This is a genomic window from Rhizobium sp. FG96 (assembly GCF_057808655.1).
This window is the reverse complement of record NZ_JBMDIL010000020.1, coordinates 110,689-129,543: the sequence shown is the minus strand read 5'-3', so window position 1 is coordinate 129,543 and position 18,855 is coordinate 110,689. Positions and strand designations below refer to the sequence as shown.

Here is an 18,855-nt window from a genome sequence, read left to right as displayed (position 1 = left end):
TCTCGAAGATCGAGATCCGCAAGGAAGGCAAGATCGGCCGCGTCTATTACCCGGCGGCTTACCTGACCAACGACAATCTCGAATACTATCAGGATGCCTACGAGATTGGGCCGGAAAAGATCATCGACACCTACGCGGCGGCCACCCAGCATGTCGATCAGGGCCTGTCGCTGACGCTGTTCTTCCGCGATACGGCCACGACCCGCGATATCAATCGGGCGCAGATCTACGCCTGGAAGAAGGGCATCAAGACCATCTACTATATCCGACTTCGCCAGATGGCGCTGACCGGCACGGAAGTGCAGGGCTGCGTTTCCTGCGCATTGTGACCGCAAGGACCGATCCCATGAACATTCAAACGAAACCCCGACCCGGTCGCCCTGCGCGCGCTATCCGCGCCGTCAACTGGAACCGCATCGAGGACGACAAGGATCTCGAGGTCTGGAACCGCCTGACCTCAAATTTCTGGCTGCCGGAGAAGGTGCCGCTGTCGAACGACATTCCCTCCTGGGCGATGCTGAAGGCGGAGGAGCAGACGCTCACCATCCGCGTCTTCACCGGGCTGACCCTGCTCGACACGATCCAGAACGGCGTCGGCGCGGTCCGCCTCATGGCCGATGTTCAAACGGCCCATGAAGAGGCGGTGCTCTCGAACATCTCCTTCATGGAGGCGGTGCATGCGCGCTCCTATTCCTCCATTTTCTCCACGCTGTGCCTGACGCCGGACGTGGACGACGCCTATCGCTGGTCAGAGGAAAACGAGTTCCTGCAACGCAAGTCCGCGCTGATCATGGAACAGTATGACGGCGCCGATCCCTTCAAGAAGAAGGTGGCGTCCGTTTTCCTGGAAAGCTTCCTGTTCTATTCCGGCTTCTATCTGCCAATGTACTGGTCGAGCCGCGCCAAGCTGACGAATACCGCCGACCTCATTCGCCTCATCATCCGCGATGAGGCGGTGCATGGCTATTACATCGGCTACAAGTTCCAGCGCGCCCTGGAGCGCGAACCGGAAGCGCGGCGACAGGAGATCAAGGATTTTGCCTTCGATCTGATGCTGGAGCTTTACGACAACGAGGCGCGCTACACGGAAGACCTCTACGATGGCGTCGGCCTCACTGAGGATGTGAAAAAGTTCCTGCACTACAACGCCAACAAGGCGCTGATGAACCTCGGCTATGAGGCGCTCTTTCCGCCGGAGACGTGCAAGGTCAACCCGGCGATCCTGTCCGCGCTCTCGCCCAATGCCGACGAGAACCACGACTTCTTCTCGGGCTCCGGCTCCTCCTATGTCATCGGCAAGGCAGTGGCGACCGAGGATGAAGACTGGGATTTCTAAGATATTGGGCCTCGAACCCTGCAGGGAAGGCAAAGTCAGCGATGATGACCGCCCTCCCTCTATGTTCTTTCTGTGCGCCCATCTATGCGGATTGACCAACGGCGTCCGTCGGCGCTCAATTCAGTCCTGCTGAGAGGCGTCACGTCCAGACGCCAGAATGCTTGCGCCGGTGCGTCAAGGATAGCGATCAACATTGCGCGTATCATCGACTGGTTGGTGACCGCGACAAGCTTGCCTCCCCGAGTGACTTGGCTATCAAGCCATAGCCGCGCTCGTTCAATCAAAGCGGCGATAGTCTCTCCGCCATGTGGAGCCGCATATGGATCCGACAGCCAGGCCCGAAGGTTATCAGGCTCGGCCTCTGCCACTGAATGAAGTGTCATTTGCTTCCATCGTCCGAAATTGAGTTCGGACAGCGGCTCTTCGATTTCAAAGGTCTTCGAAACCAATGATGCAGTTTGCACGGCATTCCGTTCCGGAGCGGCAAGGAGAGGCGCATTTACCTCAATATCCCCGGCGTACATTTGAAGGACGCGTTTTTCCTCTTCGTCGACCAGTTCCTTGTCAGAACCGAATACGGAAGAACGCGCGCCGATAGACTGTCCGGCACAGATCAAAGCGATCCGAGTAGCCCTGTTTGCTGCCATCTTGTCCTTACCTGACCACGTCGCAAATCGACGCGCACCGTTCACATTGCCGTGTAAGCTGACGCCTGTTATAGAAAGATCGCCGATATTCGGGAAGCCAGTGAAATTCTGGAGCGGTCGCGCCACTGTAATCGCCATCGTATGGACGAAAGCCAGACCCCGACAACCGACGTCCATATTCGAACGCGCTATTCAGGAGGACCGAATGAACACCGCGACCTACACGACTGGAACCGCAATTCAACCCATCCCGGTGGGCCAGATTGTCCCTTGGGCGATTTTTGCCGGCCTTCTGGCAATGATCGCCCTGTACTTCATCAGCACCGAAGAAGGTGCGATGCAGATCGTTCCTGGGATGGAAGTGCATGAGTTCGTGCATGACGGTCGCCACCTCCTCGGTTTTCCCTGTCACTGAAGGACCACGATCATGATGGGAAATCTTTTGGCAAGAGGCTTGATCGCAGGCCTCGTGGCGGGTTTGCTCGCCTTTGGGTTTGCGCGTGTTTTCGGGGAACCCCAGGTTGATAGAGCGATCGCTTTCGAGGAGCAGATGGCTGCTGCGACGAACGCTCCAGCGGAGCCGGAGCTCGTCAGCCGCGATACACAGGCGGGTATCGGCCTCTTCACCGGGGTCATGACATATAGCGTCGCAATCGGTGGCATCTTCTCCCTGGTGTTCGCATTTGTTTACGGACGTGGCAGCACGCTTAGTCCACGCGCTCTGTCGGCGGTCATTGGCGTTGCTGCTTTTGTGGCCATGGTGGTAGTGCCGGATCTTAAGTATCCGCCCAATCCCCCAGCCGTCGGTAACCCGGAGACAATTGGCGTCAGAACGGAACTGTTCTTCATCATGCTGGTTGCTTCCATCGGCAGCTTGGCTGCCGCATTTGCCTTGGCAAAGAACCTGCGTCCCCGTTTTGGCGCTTGGAATGGCGCTATCATCGCTGGCCTGTTTTACATCGCCTTCATTGCGATCGTTCAGGTCCTGATGCCGCCGATCAACGAAGTTCCCGAGAACTTCTCGGCGCTTACGCTGTATAATTTCCGGCTCGCGACGATCGGCATCCAGGCGGCGATCTGGACCGTCCTGTCGTTAGCTTTCGGTTATCTGGCTGAAAAGCTGCTCGCTCAGAGCGGCAATTTTCGTCCGGCTGCTGCCGCGTTGCGTTAAGATGCTGCGGGGCCCGCTGAACGGTGGGCCTCGCACTTAGCCGCATGAAGCACCTTATCTTGCTATTTTTGGCATTTCTTTTGACGGCGGGAATTTGTTTTGCTCATTCCCAGCGCTTACCTTCTGGCGAGCGCAACGGTCTGCCGTTCGAGAGCGTGAGCCACGGCGAGCTTGTTGTCCTAGGACGCCACAGCGCTTCAATCTTTAAACTCGCCCATTCTTCCAATCAGACCGATCTCACATTCCGTCGGCTGATGAACTACGCCTCGATTGAATATTCCTACTGTCTCTGGGGCCTTGCGCCGCGAGCGGCTGTAGATGAGGCAAGTCCGTTCAACGAATGCACCCACGCCTATCTTTCGGCACAGAAAGCCCTGTTGCTTTATATGCGTTCTATCCCGGACGTAAAAAGGCAGGCCGGTGAATTGATTGCGAAAATTGATGAGGAAGCCGTCTTGAGCGGCGCGGCATTGATCGGCTGTGTCTTTACAGGCGAGCAATTCACCACGGCTGAGTTTGTTACTCCTCACTGGGAGCTGCTGATCGGCCACTGGCCTAGCCTCCTTGCCCTTGCGCTTGTTGTCTCGCTGACAGTCATTACTGTTGCCACAACGGCATGCTTCCTACGCCGGGCACCCTGATATCATTGCACACGAAACCAGCTGAACGTTTGTTGCGAGATGCCAGATCGAGTCACTCCGCTTAATTCATCTGCGAACGTCCAATCCCGCTCTCTTGTGATGGCGTCCTGGCGCAGGTCCGGATCTTCCACGATCAACCCGCAAGGGGTCCGCTAGCGAGCTGCGGCCGCTTCGGCATTCGCCTGCGCGGTGATCGCGCCCGTCCCTGCGCCCCGTCGGAGCCATCGAGCGGGAATTGGCCCGCTCCCGGATGGAGCCTCTCAAATGTCACAGGATCTTTCTCTTGCACAGTCCCACGCCTTCCAGCTTTGCCGCGACCTGATGGTCCCGGTCACCGTCTTCGAAGTCGACGGCGAGTATGGCGTCCTTCCTTCTGACGAGATTGACGCAGGCGACGACCTTGAGGTCATCCATGAATTCCATCCATGGGGGGCTCATTGAGCCCCACAGCTTGATGACAAACCCCCAACGCACCTTCTCAAGCCTCAAGATTCACGGAACGTCTCTGAATCAAAAAGAGAACGGATCGGAATCAAAGTAGCGACAGCAAGGGCAAAAAGGACTTTGTCAGCAGTCTGGGGGGCTCATTGAGCCCCATTTTGCCGTTCCGGCTGCCGCTTGCGAGCCAGCGGCCGCAAGGGGGGCTTCGCCGCGCCTGATCGCGCAATTGTCGAATCTTACAATTGCCAGGCGCACCCTTGCAGCCTTTGCTCTTCGCGCCTGTCGGAAAGTGGTCCCGCATGCTGCGGGAGGAAGCGAGAGGAAGGGTCGGCCGCCATGCGGCCGGAAACGAACATGAAGAGAGAAGAGATAGAACGTCTTCGCGAAACTGTCGGCTGCCAGGCGGTGTTGGAAAATGCCGGGTTTGCCCTCGATGTGAAGGAAAGTACGAAACGTGCGATGAAGTATCGCCGAGGTGGCGAGATCATCATCGTCACGCATGCCGGGCGTGGATGGTTCGATCCTCTGAGTGACGGGAAAGGTGACGTCTTCGGCCTGATGATCGCGCTTGAGGGGTGCGATTTTCTCGAAAGTTGCCACCGCATAGCCGATCTGTCCGGTTTCCAGCTATCGAACACACTGTGGCGGCAGGGCGATCGTGAGGATAAGTCCCTCCAATCCATCGCCGAGGACTGGGCCAACCGACGAGCGCCTTGGCCAGGGTCGGCCACATGGCGTTATCTTCGCTGGGATCGCAGCCTCCCCGCCTTCGTCATTCGCGCAGCGATCAATCGCAATCTCTTGCGGGAGGGCCCCTATGGCAGCATGTGGGCTGCCCATACTGACGACGACGGCGCCATCAGCGGATGGGAAGGCCGTGGACCCGAGTGGCGCGGTTTTGCAACAGACGGGAGCAAGATCCTGTTTCGTTTTGGCGACGTCCGGGCCAACCGTCTTTGTGTCACCGAGGCCGCTATTGACGCCATGAGCCTTGCGGCGATCGAGGGGGTGCGAGAGGGAACACTCTATCTCAGTACGGGCGGCGGATGGGCGCCGGCGACTGCGGCAGCGCTGCAGCGCCTTGCCGCGGCGTCGGACACGCAGCTTGTTGCAGCGACAGACGGCAATTCCCAAGGCGATGCCTTTGCGGATCGGCTGCGGGCTCTATCCGAGGATGTCGGCTGTGCCTGGCTTCGCTTGCGGCCGCCCGCAAACGACTGGAATGAGGTGCTGCAGGAACGGGAAAAGGAGAAGAGCGAAAGAAGAACGGGGACAGGAGGCGTGCCGCATGCCCGCCCGCCACGTCAAGGGAAAGCTTCGCCCGGCTGCGCCGGCCCTTGACCCGGCCGACCGGCAATCCGGCGTTCCCGAAGATGTCTTGAAGGACTGAAGAAAAAGACGAGGTCGCGAGGATCTCGGCGCTTCGGTCCGCAACATCAGAAGGAGCAGCCAATGTCCGACCCGATCTCGATCCGCAAGGTGTTTGAGGGGTGTGCTACCCGTCAACAGATGTTTTCGCTTTTCGATCGCCATGCCAAACGTCCAACGAGGGGCGAAGATGAACCGGCGGCACTTTATGCTGGCGAGTGGTTCGAGATTTCCGAAGCTGAACACGACTACATGTTGGAAATCTTACCCCCGCTGTGGATCCGTGGCTCGATGTTCGCGATGCGCGAATTCATGACGGGTTCGGTGACATCGATCTTCTTCGCGCTTCGGATCGACGGCACAGTTCGCCATTTCCATGGATACTGCGACCTCTCGGACGGGTCAGCCGTGGAAGCGATGCGGTTGGCGATCATCGAGCGAGAAAGCCGACCGGTCCGCGCCATGACGCGCGTCGAGCGCCTCGAGCATATCTGGAGCGCCACTGCCGAAGCCTATCGCGGTTACGCCGGTGATCGCTGGCCGTCGGCGGTGCAGGGACAACGCACGGTCATGCTTTGGAGCGGCGCCAACGGGACAATCCTGAAGCTCCTGGACGATCTGACCGATGATGAGATTTGCGCCAAGCTGCCGGTGCAGTTCCGCCACCTCCCTGAAGCTGTCGCGGCTTAAGGAGAATCCGATGCTATCCTTCCCGCTCGAAAAGGTGCGCGATGTTCTCGATCACGGTCGCACCGATGCTGCGACACATGGGGGCTTCCGCAATCCGTATTACGGCCTCCGGCCCGGCGAAGGCGAACAGCCTGGCCTCTGGCTTGTCGGCGACCATGGCGTTTACCTGATGTCGAATGGCAAGCTGCCAGACGGGGCCAGACCACTTGTGGTCTATGCCGAAGAATGCAATCCGACCACCAATGACGATTGGTTTCACATCAAGCGCGCCACGTTCGGCGGCGATGACGGCGTCGAGCTTCTCGATGGCACTCAGCTGGAAGCCATGATGTCTGCCAGCCCCGGGGCGACCCATCTCTGCATCGTCTTCCACGAGGACACGATGCAGCTATCGATGATCGCGCTGCCATAGGCGCGGCGCGGCGACCCCAACACATCCCTCACTCCCCTCAGCATGATCGACCGATGCTCCGGCGTCTTCGATTTCGTGCGCTTAGCCCTCAAAGGAGAATTCCATGAGCAACGATCCTTTCACCCTCGACATGTTTGGCAGTTCCGCGCTCTCGTCCGGCCTGGGCCTTGGTGTGACCGCCTTTGGCGGGTTCGACACCGTCGCTGCCAATGACGACGATCCTGATCCCACACCGCCCTCGCCTGCCCCCTTGTGCGCGGGTCGCAAGCCAGCCCCAAAGGCTGCGCGCAAACAAGGGGAGCGGGCGAACTTCTATCTGGACGACCAGGATCGTGGTCTTGCCGCGAGCTGGAAGGAACGCGCGCGGATCAACGTTGCCGCGATCCTGACGGCCAACGAGATCGAGCGGAATGACGTTCCGGTCACGCGCGAGCACCAGGCGAAGCTCATCCGGTTCTCGGGCTTCGGCGCATCGGATCTCGCGAACGGCATGTTCCGGCGACCCGGTGAAGCCGAGTTCCGAAAGGGTTGGCACGATCTTGGCAGCGCGCTGGAATCTGCGGTCACGGAGGCAGACTATGCATCGCTTTCTCGCTGCACCCAGTATGCGCATTTCACGCCGAAATTCATCATCCGGGCGATCTGGGCGGGGCTCAAGCGTCTCGGTTGGCGCGGGGGCCGGGTGCTCGAGCCGGGTATTGGCACCGGTCTCTTCCCGGCCCTGATGCCGATGGACTATCGCGATCGTGCCTATTTCACCGGGATCGAACTCGATCCGGTGACGGCCCGGATCGCCCGGCTGCTTCAGCCGCGGGCCCGGATCATCAATGGCGATTTTACCCGCACCGACCTGTCGCCAATCTACGACCTCGCCATCGGCAATCCGCCCTTCTCCGATCGGGCAGTCCGCTCCGACCGGGCCTATCGTTCGCTCAGGCTTCGCCTGCATGACTATTTCATTGCCCGATCGATCGACCTCCTGAAACCCGGCGCATTGGCGGCCTTTGTCACCAGCGCCGGCACCATGGATAAGGCGGACACGACGGCGCGAGAGCATATCGCCAAGTCTGCAAACCTGATCGCGGCGATCCGCTTGCCCGAGGGCAGCTTTCGTCGCGACGCGGGAACGGACACCGTCGTTGACGTGCTGTTCTTCCGCAAGCGCAAAGTGGGTGAGCCGGAGGGCGACCTCCTGTGGCTCGATGTCGATGAAGTGCGCGGCGCAACGCAAGACGAGGGCGCGATCCGCGTGAACCGCTGGTTCGCGCGTCATCCTGACTTCGTGCTTGGCGACCATGCGCTGACCTCAGGCCCGTTTGGCGAGACCTATACCTGCCGGCCACGCCCTGGCGACGATCTCGAAACCCAGCTGAACGCTGTGATCGCCCTCCTGCCTAAAGACATCTACGACGGCGAGCCGACCGCAATCGATCTCGATCTGGAGAACGAGCTCGCCGAGATCGTTGATCTCCGCCCGGATAATCTCAAAGTCCGTGAGGGCAGCTACTTTGTGGATCCCAGGCATGGCCTGATGCAAATCGTCGATGGCGCACCTGTCGCCATTCCCTTGCGCAAAGGGCGAACAGCCGAAGGCCGAGCACTTGAAGGAATGGCGGAAAAGCACGTTCGGATCATCAGGAAACTGATCCCGATCCGCGATGCCGTGCGGGAGGTTCTGAAGGCTCAATCGACCGATCGCCCATGGCGCGATGCGCAGGTGCGTTTGAGAATCGCGTGGTCGAGCTTCGTGCGCGACTTCGGTCCGATCAATCACACGGATGTTTCAATCCAGGAGGATCCTGAGACCGGCGAGGTCAGGGAAACGCATCGCCAGCCGAATCTACAGCCTTTCCGCGACGATCCGGACTGCTGGCTTGTCGCGTCGATCGAAGATTACGATCTCGACACCGATACGGCCAAGCCCGGTCCGATCTTCTCTGAGCGGGTCATTGCTCCCCCTGCCCCGCCCATCGTGACGAGCGCCACCGACGCCCTGGCCGTGGTGCTGAACGAAGCCGGACGTGTCGATCTCGACCATATTGCCGAGCTGCTTCATTCTGATCGCGAAGCCGTGGTTGAGCAACTCGGTGAGACGATCTTCCAGGATCCGGCCGACGGTTCATGGCAGACAGCCGACGCCTATTTGTCGGGGCAAGTCCGAACCAAACTTGCTGTAGCGGAAGCCGCCGCTGAGCTCGATCCCGCTTTCCAGCGGAATGTTCGAGCCTTGCAGGGCGTGCAGCCTGCCGACCTGCGTCCATCGGATATTACTGCGCGCCTCGGAGCGCCATGGATCCCCGCTGCCGACGTCGTCGCCTTCGTGAAGGAGACGATGGATGCCGACATCCGCATCTATCATATGCCGGAACTTGGCTCCTGGACGGTCGAGGCCCGCCAGCTCGGATATTCTGCCGCAGGCACGTCGGAATGGGGCACCAGCCGGCGCCATGCCGGCGAGCTGCTGTCCGATGCGCTGAACAGCCGCGTGCCCCAGATCTTCGACACCTTCAAGGACTTGAATGGCGAGCGGCGGGTGCTCACTGTCGTCGATACGGAAGCCGCGCGGGAAAAGTTGCAAAAAATCCGAAGCGAGTTCGAGCGCTGGGTCTGGACGGATCCGGATCGCACAGACCGGCTGGCCAGAGTTTACAACGACCGCTTCAACAATATCGCGCCACGCGTCTTCGATGGCTCCCATCTCCAGCTTCCCGGCGCCTCAGGCGCCTTTGTTCTTTATGGGCACCAGAAACGTGGCATCTGGCGGATCATCGCCGATGGCGCGACCTATCTCGCCCATGCCGTCGGCGCCGGCAAGACGATGACGATGGCAGCCGCGATCATGGAACAGCGCCGTCTCGGGCTGATTGCCAAGGCTATGCTGGTCGTGCCGGGTCATTGCCTGGCACAGGCAGCCCGCGAGTTTTTAGCCCTCTATCCGAACGCCCGAATTCTCGTCGCGGACGAGACCAACTTCTCCAAGGACAAGCGCGCCCGGTTCTTGAGCCGAGCAGCAACTGCGACTTGGGATGCGATCATCATCACCCACTCGGCCTTCAAGTTCATCGGCGTTCCCTCCGCGTTTGAGCAACAGATGATCCAGGATGAGCTGCAGCTTTATGAAGACCTGCTGGTCAAGGTAAATAGTGAGGACCGTGTGTCGCGCAAACGCCTCGAGCGTTTGAAGGAAGGGCTGCAAGAGCGGTTGCAGGCACTGACCACGAAGAAGGACGATCTCCTCACCATCTCGGAGATCGGCGTCGACCAGATCGTCGTCGACGAGGCGCAGGAGTTCCGCAAACTCTCCTTCGCCACCAACATGTCGACCCTGAAAGGTATCGATCCCAATGGCTCGCAGCGTGCCTGGGACCTCTATGTCAAATCGCGATACATCGAGACCAAGAACCCAGGCCGTGCGCTGGTGCTGGCGTCCGGAACGCCGATCACCAACACGCTGGGCGAGATGTTTTCGATCCAGCGCCTGCTCGGCCATGCTGACCTTCACGAGCGTGGGCTCCATGAATTCGATGCCTGGGCATCCTGCTTCGGCGACACCGTCACCGAACTCGAAATCCAGCCGTCTGGCAAATACAAGCCGGTCAGCCGGTTTGCCTCGTTTGTGAATGTGCCCGAGTTGATCGCGATGTTCCGCAGCTTTGCGGATGTCGTGATGCCGTCGGACCTGCGGGAGTATGTGCGGGTGCCGGACATTTCGACCGGACGTCGGCAGATCATGACCGCGGCTCCCACGCCAATGTTCAAGACCTACCAGCAGCTCCTCGAAGCCCGGATCAAGGCCATAGAGGAACGCGAAGGGCCGGCAAAGCCCGGAGATGATATCCTGCTTTCGGTGATCACCGACGGTCGCCATGCAGCGATCGACCTGCGTCTCGTCATGCCGGCGGTGGACGACGAGCCGGAGAACAAGCTCAATCTTCTGATCCGAAATGCCTTCCGGATCTGGCTGGAGACATCGAAAAGCACATATCTGCGTCCCGATGGAAAGCCTTACGAGCTGCCGGGTGCGGCGCAGATGATCTTTTCCGATCTCGGAACGATCAACGTCGAGAAGGTCAGGGGTTTCTCCGCCTATCGCTGGATCCGCGACGAGCTCGTCCGGCTCGGTATTCCACCTTCCGAAATCGCCTTCATGCAGGACTTCAAAAAGACCGAGGCCAAGCAACGGCTGTTTGGCGACGTGCGCGCCGGCAGGGTTCGCTTCTTGATTGGCTCGTCCGAAACGATGGGCACGGGCGTCAACGCTCAATTGCGGCTGAAGGCGCTTCATCACCTCGACGTGCCATGGCTGCCCTCCCAGATCGAACAACGCGAGGGCAGGATTGTTCGCCAAGGCAATCAGCACGATGTCGTCGATATCTTCGCTTATGCCACGCAAGGATCGCTCGACGCATCCATGTGGCAGAACAATGAGCGCAAGGCCCGCTTCATCGCCGCCGCCCTTTCCGGTGATACCTCGATCCGGAGGCTCGAGGACCTCGGCGAAGGCCAGGCCAACCAGTTCGCCATGGCCAAGGCCATCGCGTCGGGTGACGAACGCCTGATGAAGAAGGCGGGGCTCGAAGCCGACATCGCCAGACTTGAACGCCTTCGTGCAGCGCATGAGGACGATCTCTACGCGGTCCGTCGGCAGATCAGGGACGCAGAGCGAGACATCGAACACTCAACGCGTCGGATCGACGAGATCGGACAGGATATTGCCCGGCTCATCCCAACAAGCGGTGACGCCTTCACGATGACGGCGCTCGGCCAAACCTATACGGAACGTAGGCAAGCGGGCCGCGCCGTCATGAAAGAAATCCTGACGCTCGTGCAGCTCCAGAGCCAAGGCGAATTTCATCTCGCGACAATAGGCGGCTTCGATCTCGTCTTTGAGGGCGAACGGATTGGCAAGGAGGGTTTTCACTATCAGACCTTGCTTAAGCGCACAGGCGCGACCCAAGAGGTCGATCTTGCCGTCACCGTCACGCCGCTCGGCGCCATCTCCCGTCTCGAACATGCGCTCGGCGGGTTTCAAGAGGAGCAGCAGCGCTATCGCCGACACCTTGAGAAGGCGCATCGACGGCTGGCCTCGTACCGGTCGAGGCAAGGAGGCGTCTTTGCATTTGCCAATGAACTCAAGGAGAAGAGACGGCAGCTGCGAGAGAACGAAGCGTTGCTGGCAGCGGATATGATCGCTGAGGCAAGCCAAGCGTCGCCCGCATAGCTGCACCGCACAAATTTCAGGTGCATTGCGATGAAAAATTCATCATAACGCACACAGCTGATGCATATGTGCGGTCACCTCCCAGTTCCGCCGCACCAGCTGTTCCCCTCTGGAGGTTTAGTTGACCTTCAAACTTCATGGGCTGCGGTTATTCGCGGGCCCATTTTTTTTGGCTGCAGTCAACATCAGACAGCGATGATGGCAGGCACCATAGCAGCAATCGCCGCCTGGATCTCGGCGTAGAGTTCTGCCTCGACGGTGCCGGCGTCAATCTCGACGATAAGCGCAAATCGGGCTTTGAGATTTTTCGGATCAGGAATGCTCTTTGCCTTCCACCAGCCTGTGACGGGATGAACGGCAATCAGGTTGCGGCGGGCAAGATCGGACGCGGCACAGGTTAGCTGGTCGATCTGCAGCGATCCGACGTCGCGGCGGTTCTGGCCGAACATCCAGCCATCCGGCTCTTCGATCGCTCCCTCGTCGGTCTCTTCTGCAATCTTGCTGATGCGCTGGATGAAGGAGCCCGCTTTCTCGTTCGCCCTGTTCAGCTTGAAGCGCAGATTATGCGAGGCATAGCGGTACTTCGATCCGCGCGCCGGTTCGGACGGATTGGGGCACATGAATGTACTAAGGCTAATGCGCAGCGTCACCTGAGCAGCGCCGAGACGGCGCAGCTCCCGGACTGGCCACGGCAGCTCGAACAGTTTCAGCTCATTGTGGATGTGCTCGGAATTCTTTCGAGCACTTTTCTTGTAGGGCTGGATCGTATCCTCGACGATCAGCGTCAAGGCGTTCGACGCGCTCCGCCTTGCCCGCTCCATATCCGGCACGCCATAACCATAACGCTTGAAGAGGATACCGAGATCGGTCTTGGACGGCTGCGCCGGGACATGGGAGAGCATCCGGTTGGTCCAACGCGCTGATGACACGAAGATCGCACGGATCGTTTCCGGCCAGAGTTCAGGATAGTCGGACCACAGGGTCGTGATGTCGCGTGAGGCGAGCGCTGTCGCAGCACTTGTCTCGCCACAGGTGGTGAAGGCGCGCTGTGGATATTGATTATCGGTCGTAAGCGGCGTCAACGCCGGATGCTTCATCGGCGGCGGCGCGCCGTTCAGGAACCAGTTGCCGCCCTCATAGACCACGTCCGGCTTGATCGGCCAATAGGACTGCCAGCTTGCCGTGCGCGACGACGGCGCCAGGTCACCTGATGGCGCAACACACGTGCCCGGCTCTCCCGGCGGAAGCGTCACCTTTTGCGTATAGGCACCGACGCAGATGGCGTTCCAGGCCTGCGATGGCGATTCCAGCTCATTATCGGGATGATCGGAGATCGAGAGATAGTTGGCGCTTTTGAATGCATTCTGATCGCTGTTCCCCGCCGAAACGAGAAGAAGCCGCTGGCGTTTCTGCAAACCTGATATGCCTGCCGCCAGTTGGTCGATCTCGCTCGACCAGGAGGTCGGCGCTCCATCGTGCGGAGTGTCGTCCTCGGTCGTACTTGCCAAGCAGAAGGTCCGCCTGCGCTCGGCCGTGGCTTCTGCTACGTCGATCCCCTTTCGTGTGACAGTTCCAAGCAGATGATGCGGATTATGCCCAGCATCCGGGATGATCTTTGATGATTCTAGCCGATGGCTGATCGTCATGGGTAAGGTTGTCTGGAGCGCGATGCTCAGATCGCCGAACAGCGCCAGGCCCGCCAGCTGCGTCCCATGCCCGACGAAGTCGTTCACATCCCAGGCTGCTTCTGCTGCATGCCGGTCGCCAGCTGCCAGGGCCGGCTGGATCAGAGGGTGCGCCCGGCTAACGCCCCTGTCGAGCAGGGTGACATAGTTTGGGTCCGCTTGGGCGGCGAAGGTTGTACGGCCAACCAAATCATCGACCCACTGATGTTGCTCTTCAACCGGCATCGCGTCGAAATCGTCCGCAGTGCGGGTTGGTGTCGCAAGCGCCCGAACGCCGCCAAGGTTGCGTACGGCGGTCGCCAGTTCCACGGCCGTTGCGACTGCGATCACCACCAGATCTTCCGGGAATTCAAGCCTGTCCGTCCCGATGGCGACACTATAGTCTGCAGCTCCCGCAATGAAGTCGGGTGCCGCCGACTTGTCGAGCCAAACCTCCCAGGCCTTCTTGCCGGGATCGGTTGGAAAGCGGTCCTTGGGACTGCGCCAGAGGGCACGAAGTCCGGCTTCCGAAATCGTACTAATACTCTGAACAAGATCGGCGTTTTTCGGTGGCTTGAAGCTACCATCCTCGTTGACCGGAAGATCGCCTCCAAAATCCTCAATCTTCTTGCGGAGCTTCTGAATACCCTTTTCCGTCGCAAACACCGTTGCTTCTGCCGGTGCACCAGGCTGTCTCTCGACCTTGAGAAGGGACAGTCCGCTGGCGTTCAGGCTCTTGGTGACCATCACCTCGTGTGGCCGGCCCTCAATCGCAAGATAGACGCCTGGAAGATTTTGGTCAGTGACATTTGGAAGGTGGTCGAGCGCTGCGAGCAGGGCCTGCGCGTGCGCCTCCCGATGGTTGACGTCACTTGGATGTTTTGTCTTGCCGCCGGTTTTTGCTGCGAACGGGCGTGCTTTTCCGATGCCGCTCAGCGTGAAGTGGCGCCGATCTCGAGCCATGCTTGTCTATTCCTATGCCTTGCAGCGAGCGTCTGCGCTCAAGCGATGCCATCACAGCTGATGTCGCAATGGCGCCAGAATCGAGAATGACAGCGCGACGAGCTGCGTCCTCAGCGGCGGCGATCACATCAGCCGTCGACAAGCCGTCGGCGCAGCCTGCGATCTGTCTCCAATTGATGTCTGTTACGTCAAAGCCATGCAGCCGTCGGCGCATGGCTTTCTCGATCGCCTCCTCGTTCGGCAGGTCGTAGGACAGAACGAGGTCGAAGCGGCGCAGCACGGCCCGATCGAGGAGCTCAGGGAGATTCGTCGTCGCAATGATGATCGACGGGCCGGTATCTTCGTCCAGGAACTGCAGGAACGAGTTCAGCACGCGCCGCGCTTCACCGATGTCGTTCTCGTTGCCACGGCTGGACGCCAGTGCATCGATCTCGTCGAAAAGATAAACGCCGCGCGTCGTTTTGATCGCGTCGAACACCATGCGCAGCTTCTGCGCGGTCTCGCCCATGAATTTCGTGATCAGCCCATGGAGGAGAACGGTGAAGAGCGGATAGCGCAGTTCAGCGGAGAGAGCCGCGGCGGTCAGCGTCTTGCCCGTGCCTGGCGGCCCCGCAAGAAGCACGCGCCGTCTCGGTCTCAGACCGCGCTCTTCAAGTTTCTCGGCATGATGGATCTCGATGACAAGATGCTTGAGCTCGTCTTCTATCAATGGCGGCACGATGACATCGGCCATACGGGCTGTTGGATAGCTAGCGCCGAGAAAACCGGAGAGCTCGCCACGCGGTGCGGCAAGCGGCGTTAGATTGGGGCGCTTCTGTTCCGGGGCATTGGCGCCCGCTTCGGCCCACTGGCGAAGCTGTTCGGCGAGGCGCTCATGACCCTTCTGGGATTCGGCGGCGGCAAGCTGCATCGCAAGGTCGTAAAAACGATCCTTGTCGCCTTCAGCATGGCTCTTCACGAGCCCGATGATCTGTTGTGCCGATGCCATGGTCTAAACTCTATACGTGTTGCCCGATTTAGGAAGCCCGAGCGGCTTATATAGGAACTTTCTGAACAGAATTACTTGCATGCTGCCCGATCCGGCTCGCCCGGACCTTGCGATGCCCGAGCTGCTGCTGACAGAACGCTTCGCCCTGCAAGTTGTTCGCGAAGTCTTAGCAGTCCGGCCCGGCTGACGCCACCCGGAAGAGCTCGAGGAGAGCACCAAGCTGACCGCTGGAGGCATTCCGCGAGATCTCCCTCGGCCTTGTGCGTCGAGCAAGGCCGGTGAAGCTGATGAAGCCAGGGAGAAAAGAAAGAGAGAAGGGAAATGAACCCGGGTCGCTGATCGCTCATGCCGCCGCCGCTGGCGCTCAACCGCCACCTCCTCATCCCTGCCACTTGCCCTCCGCAGGGCTGTAAGCCCCGCTTGCGCTTCGAAGCAGGGTTGCTCGGTCGCAGTTGCGCCGGCCCGCCCGCTCCGCGGTCCGGAAAGTGTCTCGCAAAGGAATGGAGACGGAAAGGAGCGGCAGTCACGCCGGTCCGCAACTGGACAGGAGCTATCTCATGCACATCATCAAGATCGATCCGCGCGCACTGAACGAAAATGCCGACGATGCGCGCCAGTCGAAATCGTCGGCTCAGGCTGACGCGCTGCTTCTCGCCACGGTAAAGGCTGTCGGCATCATCCAGCCACCGGTGGTATCGCCACAGGTCGATGGCGGAAACGGTTATGTGATCCAGGCCGGTCACCGGCGTGTGCAGGCGGCCATCGCTGCGGGTCTCGAAGAAATCGAAGTTCTCGTGCACGAAGCGGCTAACGACAATGGCGCCATGCGCTCGATGGTCGAGAACATCGCCCGCGAACCGCTGAATCCGGTGGATCAGTGGCGCGGCATCGAACGGCTCGTTGCACTGGGTTGGACCGAGGAAGCGATCGCCGTCGCACTCGCTCTTCCCGTCCGCCAAATCCGCAAGCTCCGGCTTCTCGCCAACGTGTTGCCAGCCATGCTCGACCAGATGGCCAGGGGCGACATGCCGAATGAGCAGCAGCTCCGCACGATCGCGGCCGCCTTACTCGACGACCAGAAGGAGGTTTGGAAAGCAAACAAGCCCAAAAAGGGCGACACCGCATCCTGGTGGCAGATCGCCAACGGTCTGTCCAAAACCCGTATGTTCGCCCGCGATGCGAGCTTCGGTGACGATCTTCGCGAGGCCTATGGCATCGAGTGGGCCGACGATCTGTTCGGGCCGGCCGATCAGGACAATCGCTTCACCACCAATGTCGAGGCGTTTCTCGGCGCGCAGCAGGAATGGATGACCTCCAACCTGCCGAAGAAGGGTAGCATTCTTGAGGTGAGCAATTACGGCCAGCCGGAACTGCCGAAGAAGGCTGAGCGCGTTTACGGCAAGCCAGGCAAGGGTGACCACACTGGTCTTTATCTCGACCGCGATGGCAAGGTCCAGACCGTGCATTATCGGATGCCGGAGGCGAAGCCAGCCAAGGGACCGACTTCCACTACGGCCAATGATGAAGCTGCAGAGGATGTCTCTGTCGCGAAGGTTCGCCCCGATGTGACGCAGAAGGGCCAGGACATGATTGGCGATTTCCGCACGGATGCCCTGCATGAGGCCCTGGCCCGAGCCCCGATTGAGGACGACATGCTGATGGCGTTGCTCGTGCTCGCCTTTGCCGGTCAGAACGTCCGCGTCGACTCCGGTGCGGGCGGCGCTCTCTATGGCGGGGCACGCCTGGGCCGTCATGCCGCCCGCCTCTTCACTGAGGATGGCCGGTTCTCCTTCGACGGAGACACCGTCCGCGTCGTTGCGCGCGCGGCCCTGGTCGATGTCCTCTCCTGCCGACGTGGGATGTCGAACAGTGGCGTCGTATCTCGTATTGCAGGCGAAGCGATTGGCGCTGACAGTTTCCTGCCTGATATGGGCACGGAGGACTTCCTGGTATGCCTGTCGCGGCAATCGCTTGAGGCGGTTGCGAAGGACGCTGGCATCCAGCCGCGCGCCCGTGTTCGCGAAACCCGTTCGGCCCTGGTCGAGCATTTCGCAGGTGAAGCCGCCCTTGTTCATCCCGCTGCACTGTTCGCCCCGGATACCGAGGATCTTGCCGCACTCCTTCGCCATGGCGAACTGGATGCATTGGGAGATGACGAGGTGACCGATGACGTTCCAGATGACGACGCTGAAATCAATGCCCCGTCGGACGATGAGGAGCAGGTCGACCTAGATGACGAGGCCGGCACACTCGATGACCATGAAACCGCCTACGGCATAGCTGCCGAATAGCGCCACCCAAAAGCACCGTACCATTCTTTGCCGCCGGTCCCCCCGGCGGCGATTTGCATTTGGGGCATTCTCACGGATTTGAGGTATCAAACATGATCGCTTCCCACCATTTGAGCACATCGCAGCATTTGCCCATCACGCCCGAGTTCGGCGTCAGCGCAGACGGGTTTCCCGTCGCCCGTATCGGCGATACGGTTCTCGCTCTTTTGCCCGCCCGCGATGGCGGCTTCTTCCTCGCCGGCGCCTGGCGAAATCATCGACCGCTCGATGAGCTGCGGCGGGACCATTTCTATGGTCACGATGGTCGCGTCGAAAATGAGATCGTCTTTCGTAGTCGTGTCATCGAAACAGCCGAGCACATGACCGAGTTATCCGGGCTCTCGCGTGTCCAGACACAGATGGCCGTGACCACCCCCTGGGGCAGCTCGCAGCTTGCGACCATCTATGCCGACGGGGTGGTCAGGCATTCGACCGCGGGTCACGGTGGCTTTCATCTGTCCTGTGATCGCAACGCCCTGGTCGATTCCACCGTCAGGGCCGACGGCGGTTGGTATGAGGAAGATGCCGAGTGGGCGATCGTCGCTGTCACGTTCCCTGACCTGTTCACAGCCTATGAACGCCGGTGCGCGGATGAGACAATCCGCAACAGCTGGCCGCATTTCTGGGAGAAGATCCACGGCCGGGCGCTTCTTCCCGGCGAGTCCTGGTCGAAGGATCGAGCCGAATTCGATCGCATCCATGCGGAGCATTGGGTTGTCATCTCCGCTGTACAATCCTCGGATCATGCTGGCATGACGGAAGTGATCGCGACTTTGGACGGTCGTCGTGAAGCCATGGGCACTGAGCGGCATTATCTGATCCCGCGTGGGGAATACGAGGCACGCGGTCCCTTCGGTTTCGTTATCGATCCGGAACGACACTTTGCTTTCGACGGTCCGTCGAGCTTTGTTGGCAGACGGGCGCAGGTGGCGTGATGAAACCTGTCCCGGTCCCCAAAGTCTGGCTGTCCCGCATGCAAGATG

14 protein-coding genes and 1 pseudogene are annotated in these 18,855 nt (G+C 60.0%); 11 read left to right on the top strand and 4 right to left on the bottom strand.

The window, feature by feature from the left end; genetic code table 11:
- Together ACODR6_RS30085 and nrdF are read left to right on the top strand one after the other, a co-directional pair.
- Positions 1-329, top strand: a pseudogene (locus ACODR6_RS30085) (class 1b ribonucleoside-diphosphate reductase subunit alpha); the annotation flags it as partial.
- 17 nt (positions 330-346) lie between these two features.
- Complete coding sequence (nrdF, locus tag ACODR6_RS30080) at positions 347-1,336, top strand: class 1b ribonucleoside-diphosphate reductase subunit beta (protein ID WP_489026133.1); 990 nt, start codon at positions 347-349, stop codon at positions 1,334-1,336.
- A gap of 59 nt (positions 1,337-1,395) precedes the next feature.
- On the opposite strand, the gene ACODR6_RS30075 is transcribed toward nrdF, so the two are convergent.
- Positions 1,396-2,109: a histidine phosphatase family protein gene (locus tag ACODR6_RS30075; protein ID WP_489026131.1), complete on the bottom strand. Its 714-nt coding sequence runs from the start codon at positions 2,107-2,109 to the stop codon at positions 1,396-1,398.
- Between the two features lie 79 nt (positions 2,110-2,188).
- Here ACODR6_RS30075 and ACODR6_RS30070 point away from each other — a divergent pair, with 79 nt between their 5' ends.
- From ACODR6_RS30070 to ACODR6_RS30060, 3 genes are read left to right on the top strand one after another with little or no spacing between them, the layout of a single operon-like run.
- Entirely contained in the window at positions 2,189-2,398 is a 210-nt protein-coding gene (locus ACODR6_RS30070; RefSeq protein WP_489026129.1) for a CbtB domain-containing protein, read from the top strand.
- A gap of 12 nt (positions 2,399-2,410) precedes the next feature.
- Complete coding sequence (locus ACODR6_RS30065; RefSeq protein WP_489026127.1) at positions 2,411-3,154, top strand: CbtA family protein; 744 nt, start codon at positions 2,411-2,413, stop codon at positions 3,152-3,154.
- Between the two features lie 44 nt (positions 3,155-3,198).
- Positions 3,199-3,795 carry a hypothetical protein gene (locus ACODR6_RS30060; RefSeq protein ID WP_489026125.1) on the top strand — a complete coding sequence of 199 codons (597 nt, stop codon included), beginning with the start codon at positions 3,199-3,201 and terminating at the stop codon, positions 3,793-3,795.
- A gap of 267 nt (positions 3,796-4,062) precedes the next feature.
- Here the strand turns inward: ACODR6_RS30060 and ACODR6_RS30055 are convergent, their stop codons facing one another.
- Complete coding sequence (locus ACODR6_RS30055) at positions 4,063-4,209, bottom strand: hypothetical protein (protein WP_489026145.1); 147 nt, start codon at positions 4,207-4,209, stop codon at positions 4,063-4,065.
- Positions 4,210-4,590: 381 nt separating this feature from the next.
- Between ACODR6_RS30055 and ACODR6_RS30050 the strand changes: the two genes are divergently transcribed.
- The 4 genes from ACODR6_RS30050 to ACODR6_RS30035 all read left to right on the top strand — a co-directional run bounded on the left by ACODR6_RS30050 (position 4,591) and on the right by ACODR6_RS30035 (position 11,927).
- Positions 4,591-5,577 carry a DUF3991 domain-containing protein gene (locus tag ACODR6_RS30050; protein ID WP_489026123.1) on the top strand — a complete coding sequence of 329 codons (987 nt, stop codon included), beginning with the start codon at positions 4,591-4,593 and terminating at the stop codon, positions 5,575-5,577.
- Positions 5,578-5,688: 111 nt separating this feature from the next.
- On the top strand, positions 5,689-6,294 hold the full coding sequence (locus tag ACODR6_RS30045; RefSeq protein WP_489026121.1) for a DUF1419 domain-containing protein: 606 nt from the start codon (positions 5,689-5,691) through the stop codon (positions 6,292-6,294).
- Positions 6,295-6,304: 10 nt separating this feature from the next.
- On the top strand, positions 6,305-6,706 hold the full coding sequence (locus tag ACODR6_RS30040; protein ID WP_489026119.1) for a DUF3085 domain-containing protein: 402 nt from the start codon (positions 6,305-6,307) through the stop codon (positions 6,704-6,706).
- A gap of 103 nt (positions 6,707-6,809) precedes the next feature.
- The gene (locus ACODR6_RS30035; protein WP_489026117.1) at positions 6,810-11,927 is read left to right on the top strand and encodes a DEAD/DEAH box helicase family protein; all 5,118 of its coding nucleotides are present in this window, start codon (positions 6,810-6,812) and stop codon (positions 11,925-11,927) included.
- Positions 11,928-12,112: 185 nt separating this feature from the next.
- Here the strand turns inward: ACODR6_RS30035 and ACODR6_RS30030 are convergent, their stop codons facing one another.
- Both ACODR6_RS30030 and ACODR6_RS30025 read right to left on the bottom strand, forming a co-directional pair.
- The gene (locus ACODR6_RS30030; RefSeq protein ID WP_489026115.1) at positions 12,113-14,554 is read right to left on the bottom strand and encodes a S8 family peptidase; all 2,442 of its coding nucleotides are present in this window, start codon (positions 14,552-14,554) and stop codon (positions 12,113-12,115) included.
- Positions 14,460-15,542, bottom strand: a complete 1,083-nt coding sequence (locus ACODR6_RS30025) for an AAA family ATPase (protein WP_489026113.1) — start codon at positions 15,540-15,542, stop codon at positions 14,460-14,462. The genes ACODR6_RS30030 and ACODR6_RS30025 overlap by 95 nt, the downstream gene beginning before the upstream one ends.
- A 557-nt stretch (positions 15,543-16,099) precedes the next feature.
- Between ACODR6_RS30025 and ACODR6_RS30020 the strand changes: the two genes are divergently transcribed.
- Both ACODR6_RS30020 and ACODR6_RS30015 read left to right on the top strand, forming a co-directional pair.
- The gene (locus ACODR6_RS30020) at positions 16,100-17,833 is read left to right on the top strand and encodes a ParB/RepB/Spo0J family partition protein (RefSeq protein ID WP_489026111.1); all 1,734 of its coding nucleotides are present in this window, start codon (positions 16,100-16,102) and stop codon (positions 17,831-17,833) included.
- A gap of 92 nt (positions 17,834-17,925) precedes the next feature.
- Positions 17,926-18,807, top strand: a complete 882-nt coding sequence (locus ACODR6_RS30015; protein ID WP_489026110.1) for a DUF7007 domain-containing protein — start codon at positions 17,926-17,928, stop codon at positions 18,805-18,807.
- Positions 18,808-18,855: the final 48 nt, after the last annotated feature.

Bases quoted from the DNA above. Each gene is read 5' to 3' on its own strand.
- nrdF (WP_489026133.1), top strand. From the start codon at position 347: ATGAACATTCAAACGAAACCCCGACCCGGTCGCCCTGCGCGCGCTATC.
- ACODR6_RS30070 (WP_489026129.1), top strand. From the start codon at position 2,189: ATGAACACCGCGACCTACACGACTGGAACCGCAATTCAACCCATCCCG.
- ACODR6_RS30065 (WP_489026127.1), top strand. From the start codon at position 2,411: ATGATGGGAAATCTTTTGGCAAGAGGCTTGATCGCAGGCCTCGTGGCG.
- ACODR6_RS30060 (WP_489026125.1), top strand. From the start codon at position 3,199: ATGAAGCACCTTATCTTGCTATTTTTGGCATTTCTTTTGACGGCGGGA.
- ACODR6_RS30055 (WP_489026145.1), bottom strand. From the start codon at position 4,209: ATGGATGACCTCAAGGTCGTCGCCTGCGTCAATCTCGTCAGAAGGAAG.
- ACODR6_RS30050 (WP_489026123.1), top strand. From the start codon at position 4,591: ATGAAGAGAGAAGAGATAGAACGTCTTCGCGAAACTGTCGGCTGCCAG.
- ACODR6_RS30045 (WP_489026121.1), top strand. From the start codon at position 5,689: ATGTCCGACCCGATCTCGATCCGCAAGGTGTTTGAGGGGTGTGCTACC.
- ACODR6_RS30040 (WP_489026119.1), top strand. From the start codon at position 6,305: ATGCTATCCTTCCCGCTCGAAAAGGTGCGCGATGTTCTCGATCACGGT.
- ACODR6_RS30035 (WP_489026117.1), top strand. From the start codon at position 6,810: ATGAGCAACGATCCTTTCACCCTCGACATGTTTGGCAGTTCCGCGCTC.
- ACODR6_RS30030 (WP_489026115.1), bottom strand. From the start codon at position 14,554: ATGGCTCGAGATCGGCGCCACTTCACGCTGAGCGGCATCGGAAAAGCA.
- ACODR6_RS30025 (WP_489026113.1), bottom strand. From the start codon at position 15,542: ATGGCATCGGCACAACAGATCATCGGGCTCGTGAAGAGCCATGCTGAA.
- ACODR6_RS30020 (WP_489026111.1), top strand. From the start codon at position 16,100: ATGCACATCATCAAGATCGATCCGCGCGCACTGAACGAAAATGCCGAC.
- ACODR6_RS30015 (WP_489026110.1), top strand. From the start codon at position 17,926: ATGATCGCTTCCCACCATTTGAGCACATCGCAGCATTTGCCCATCACG.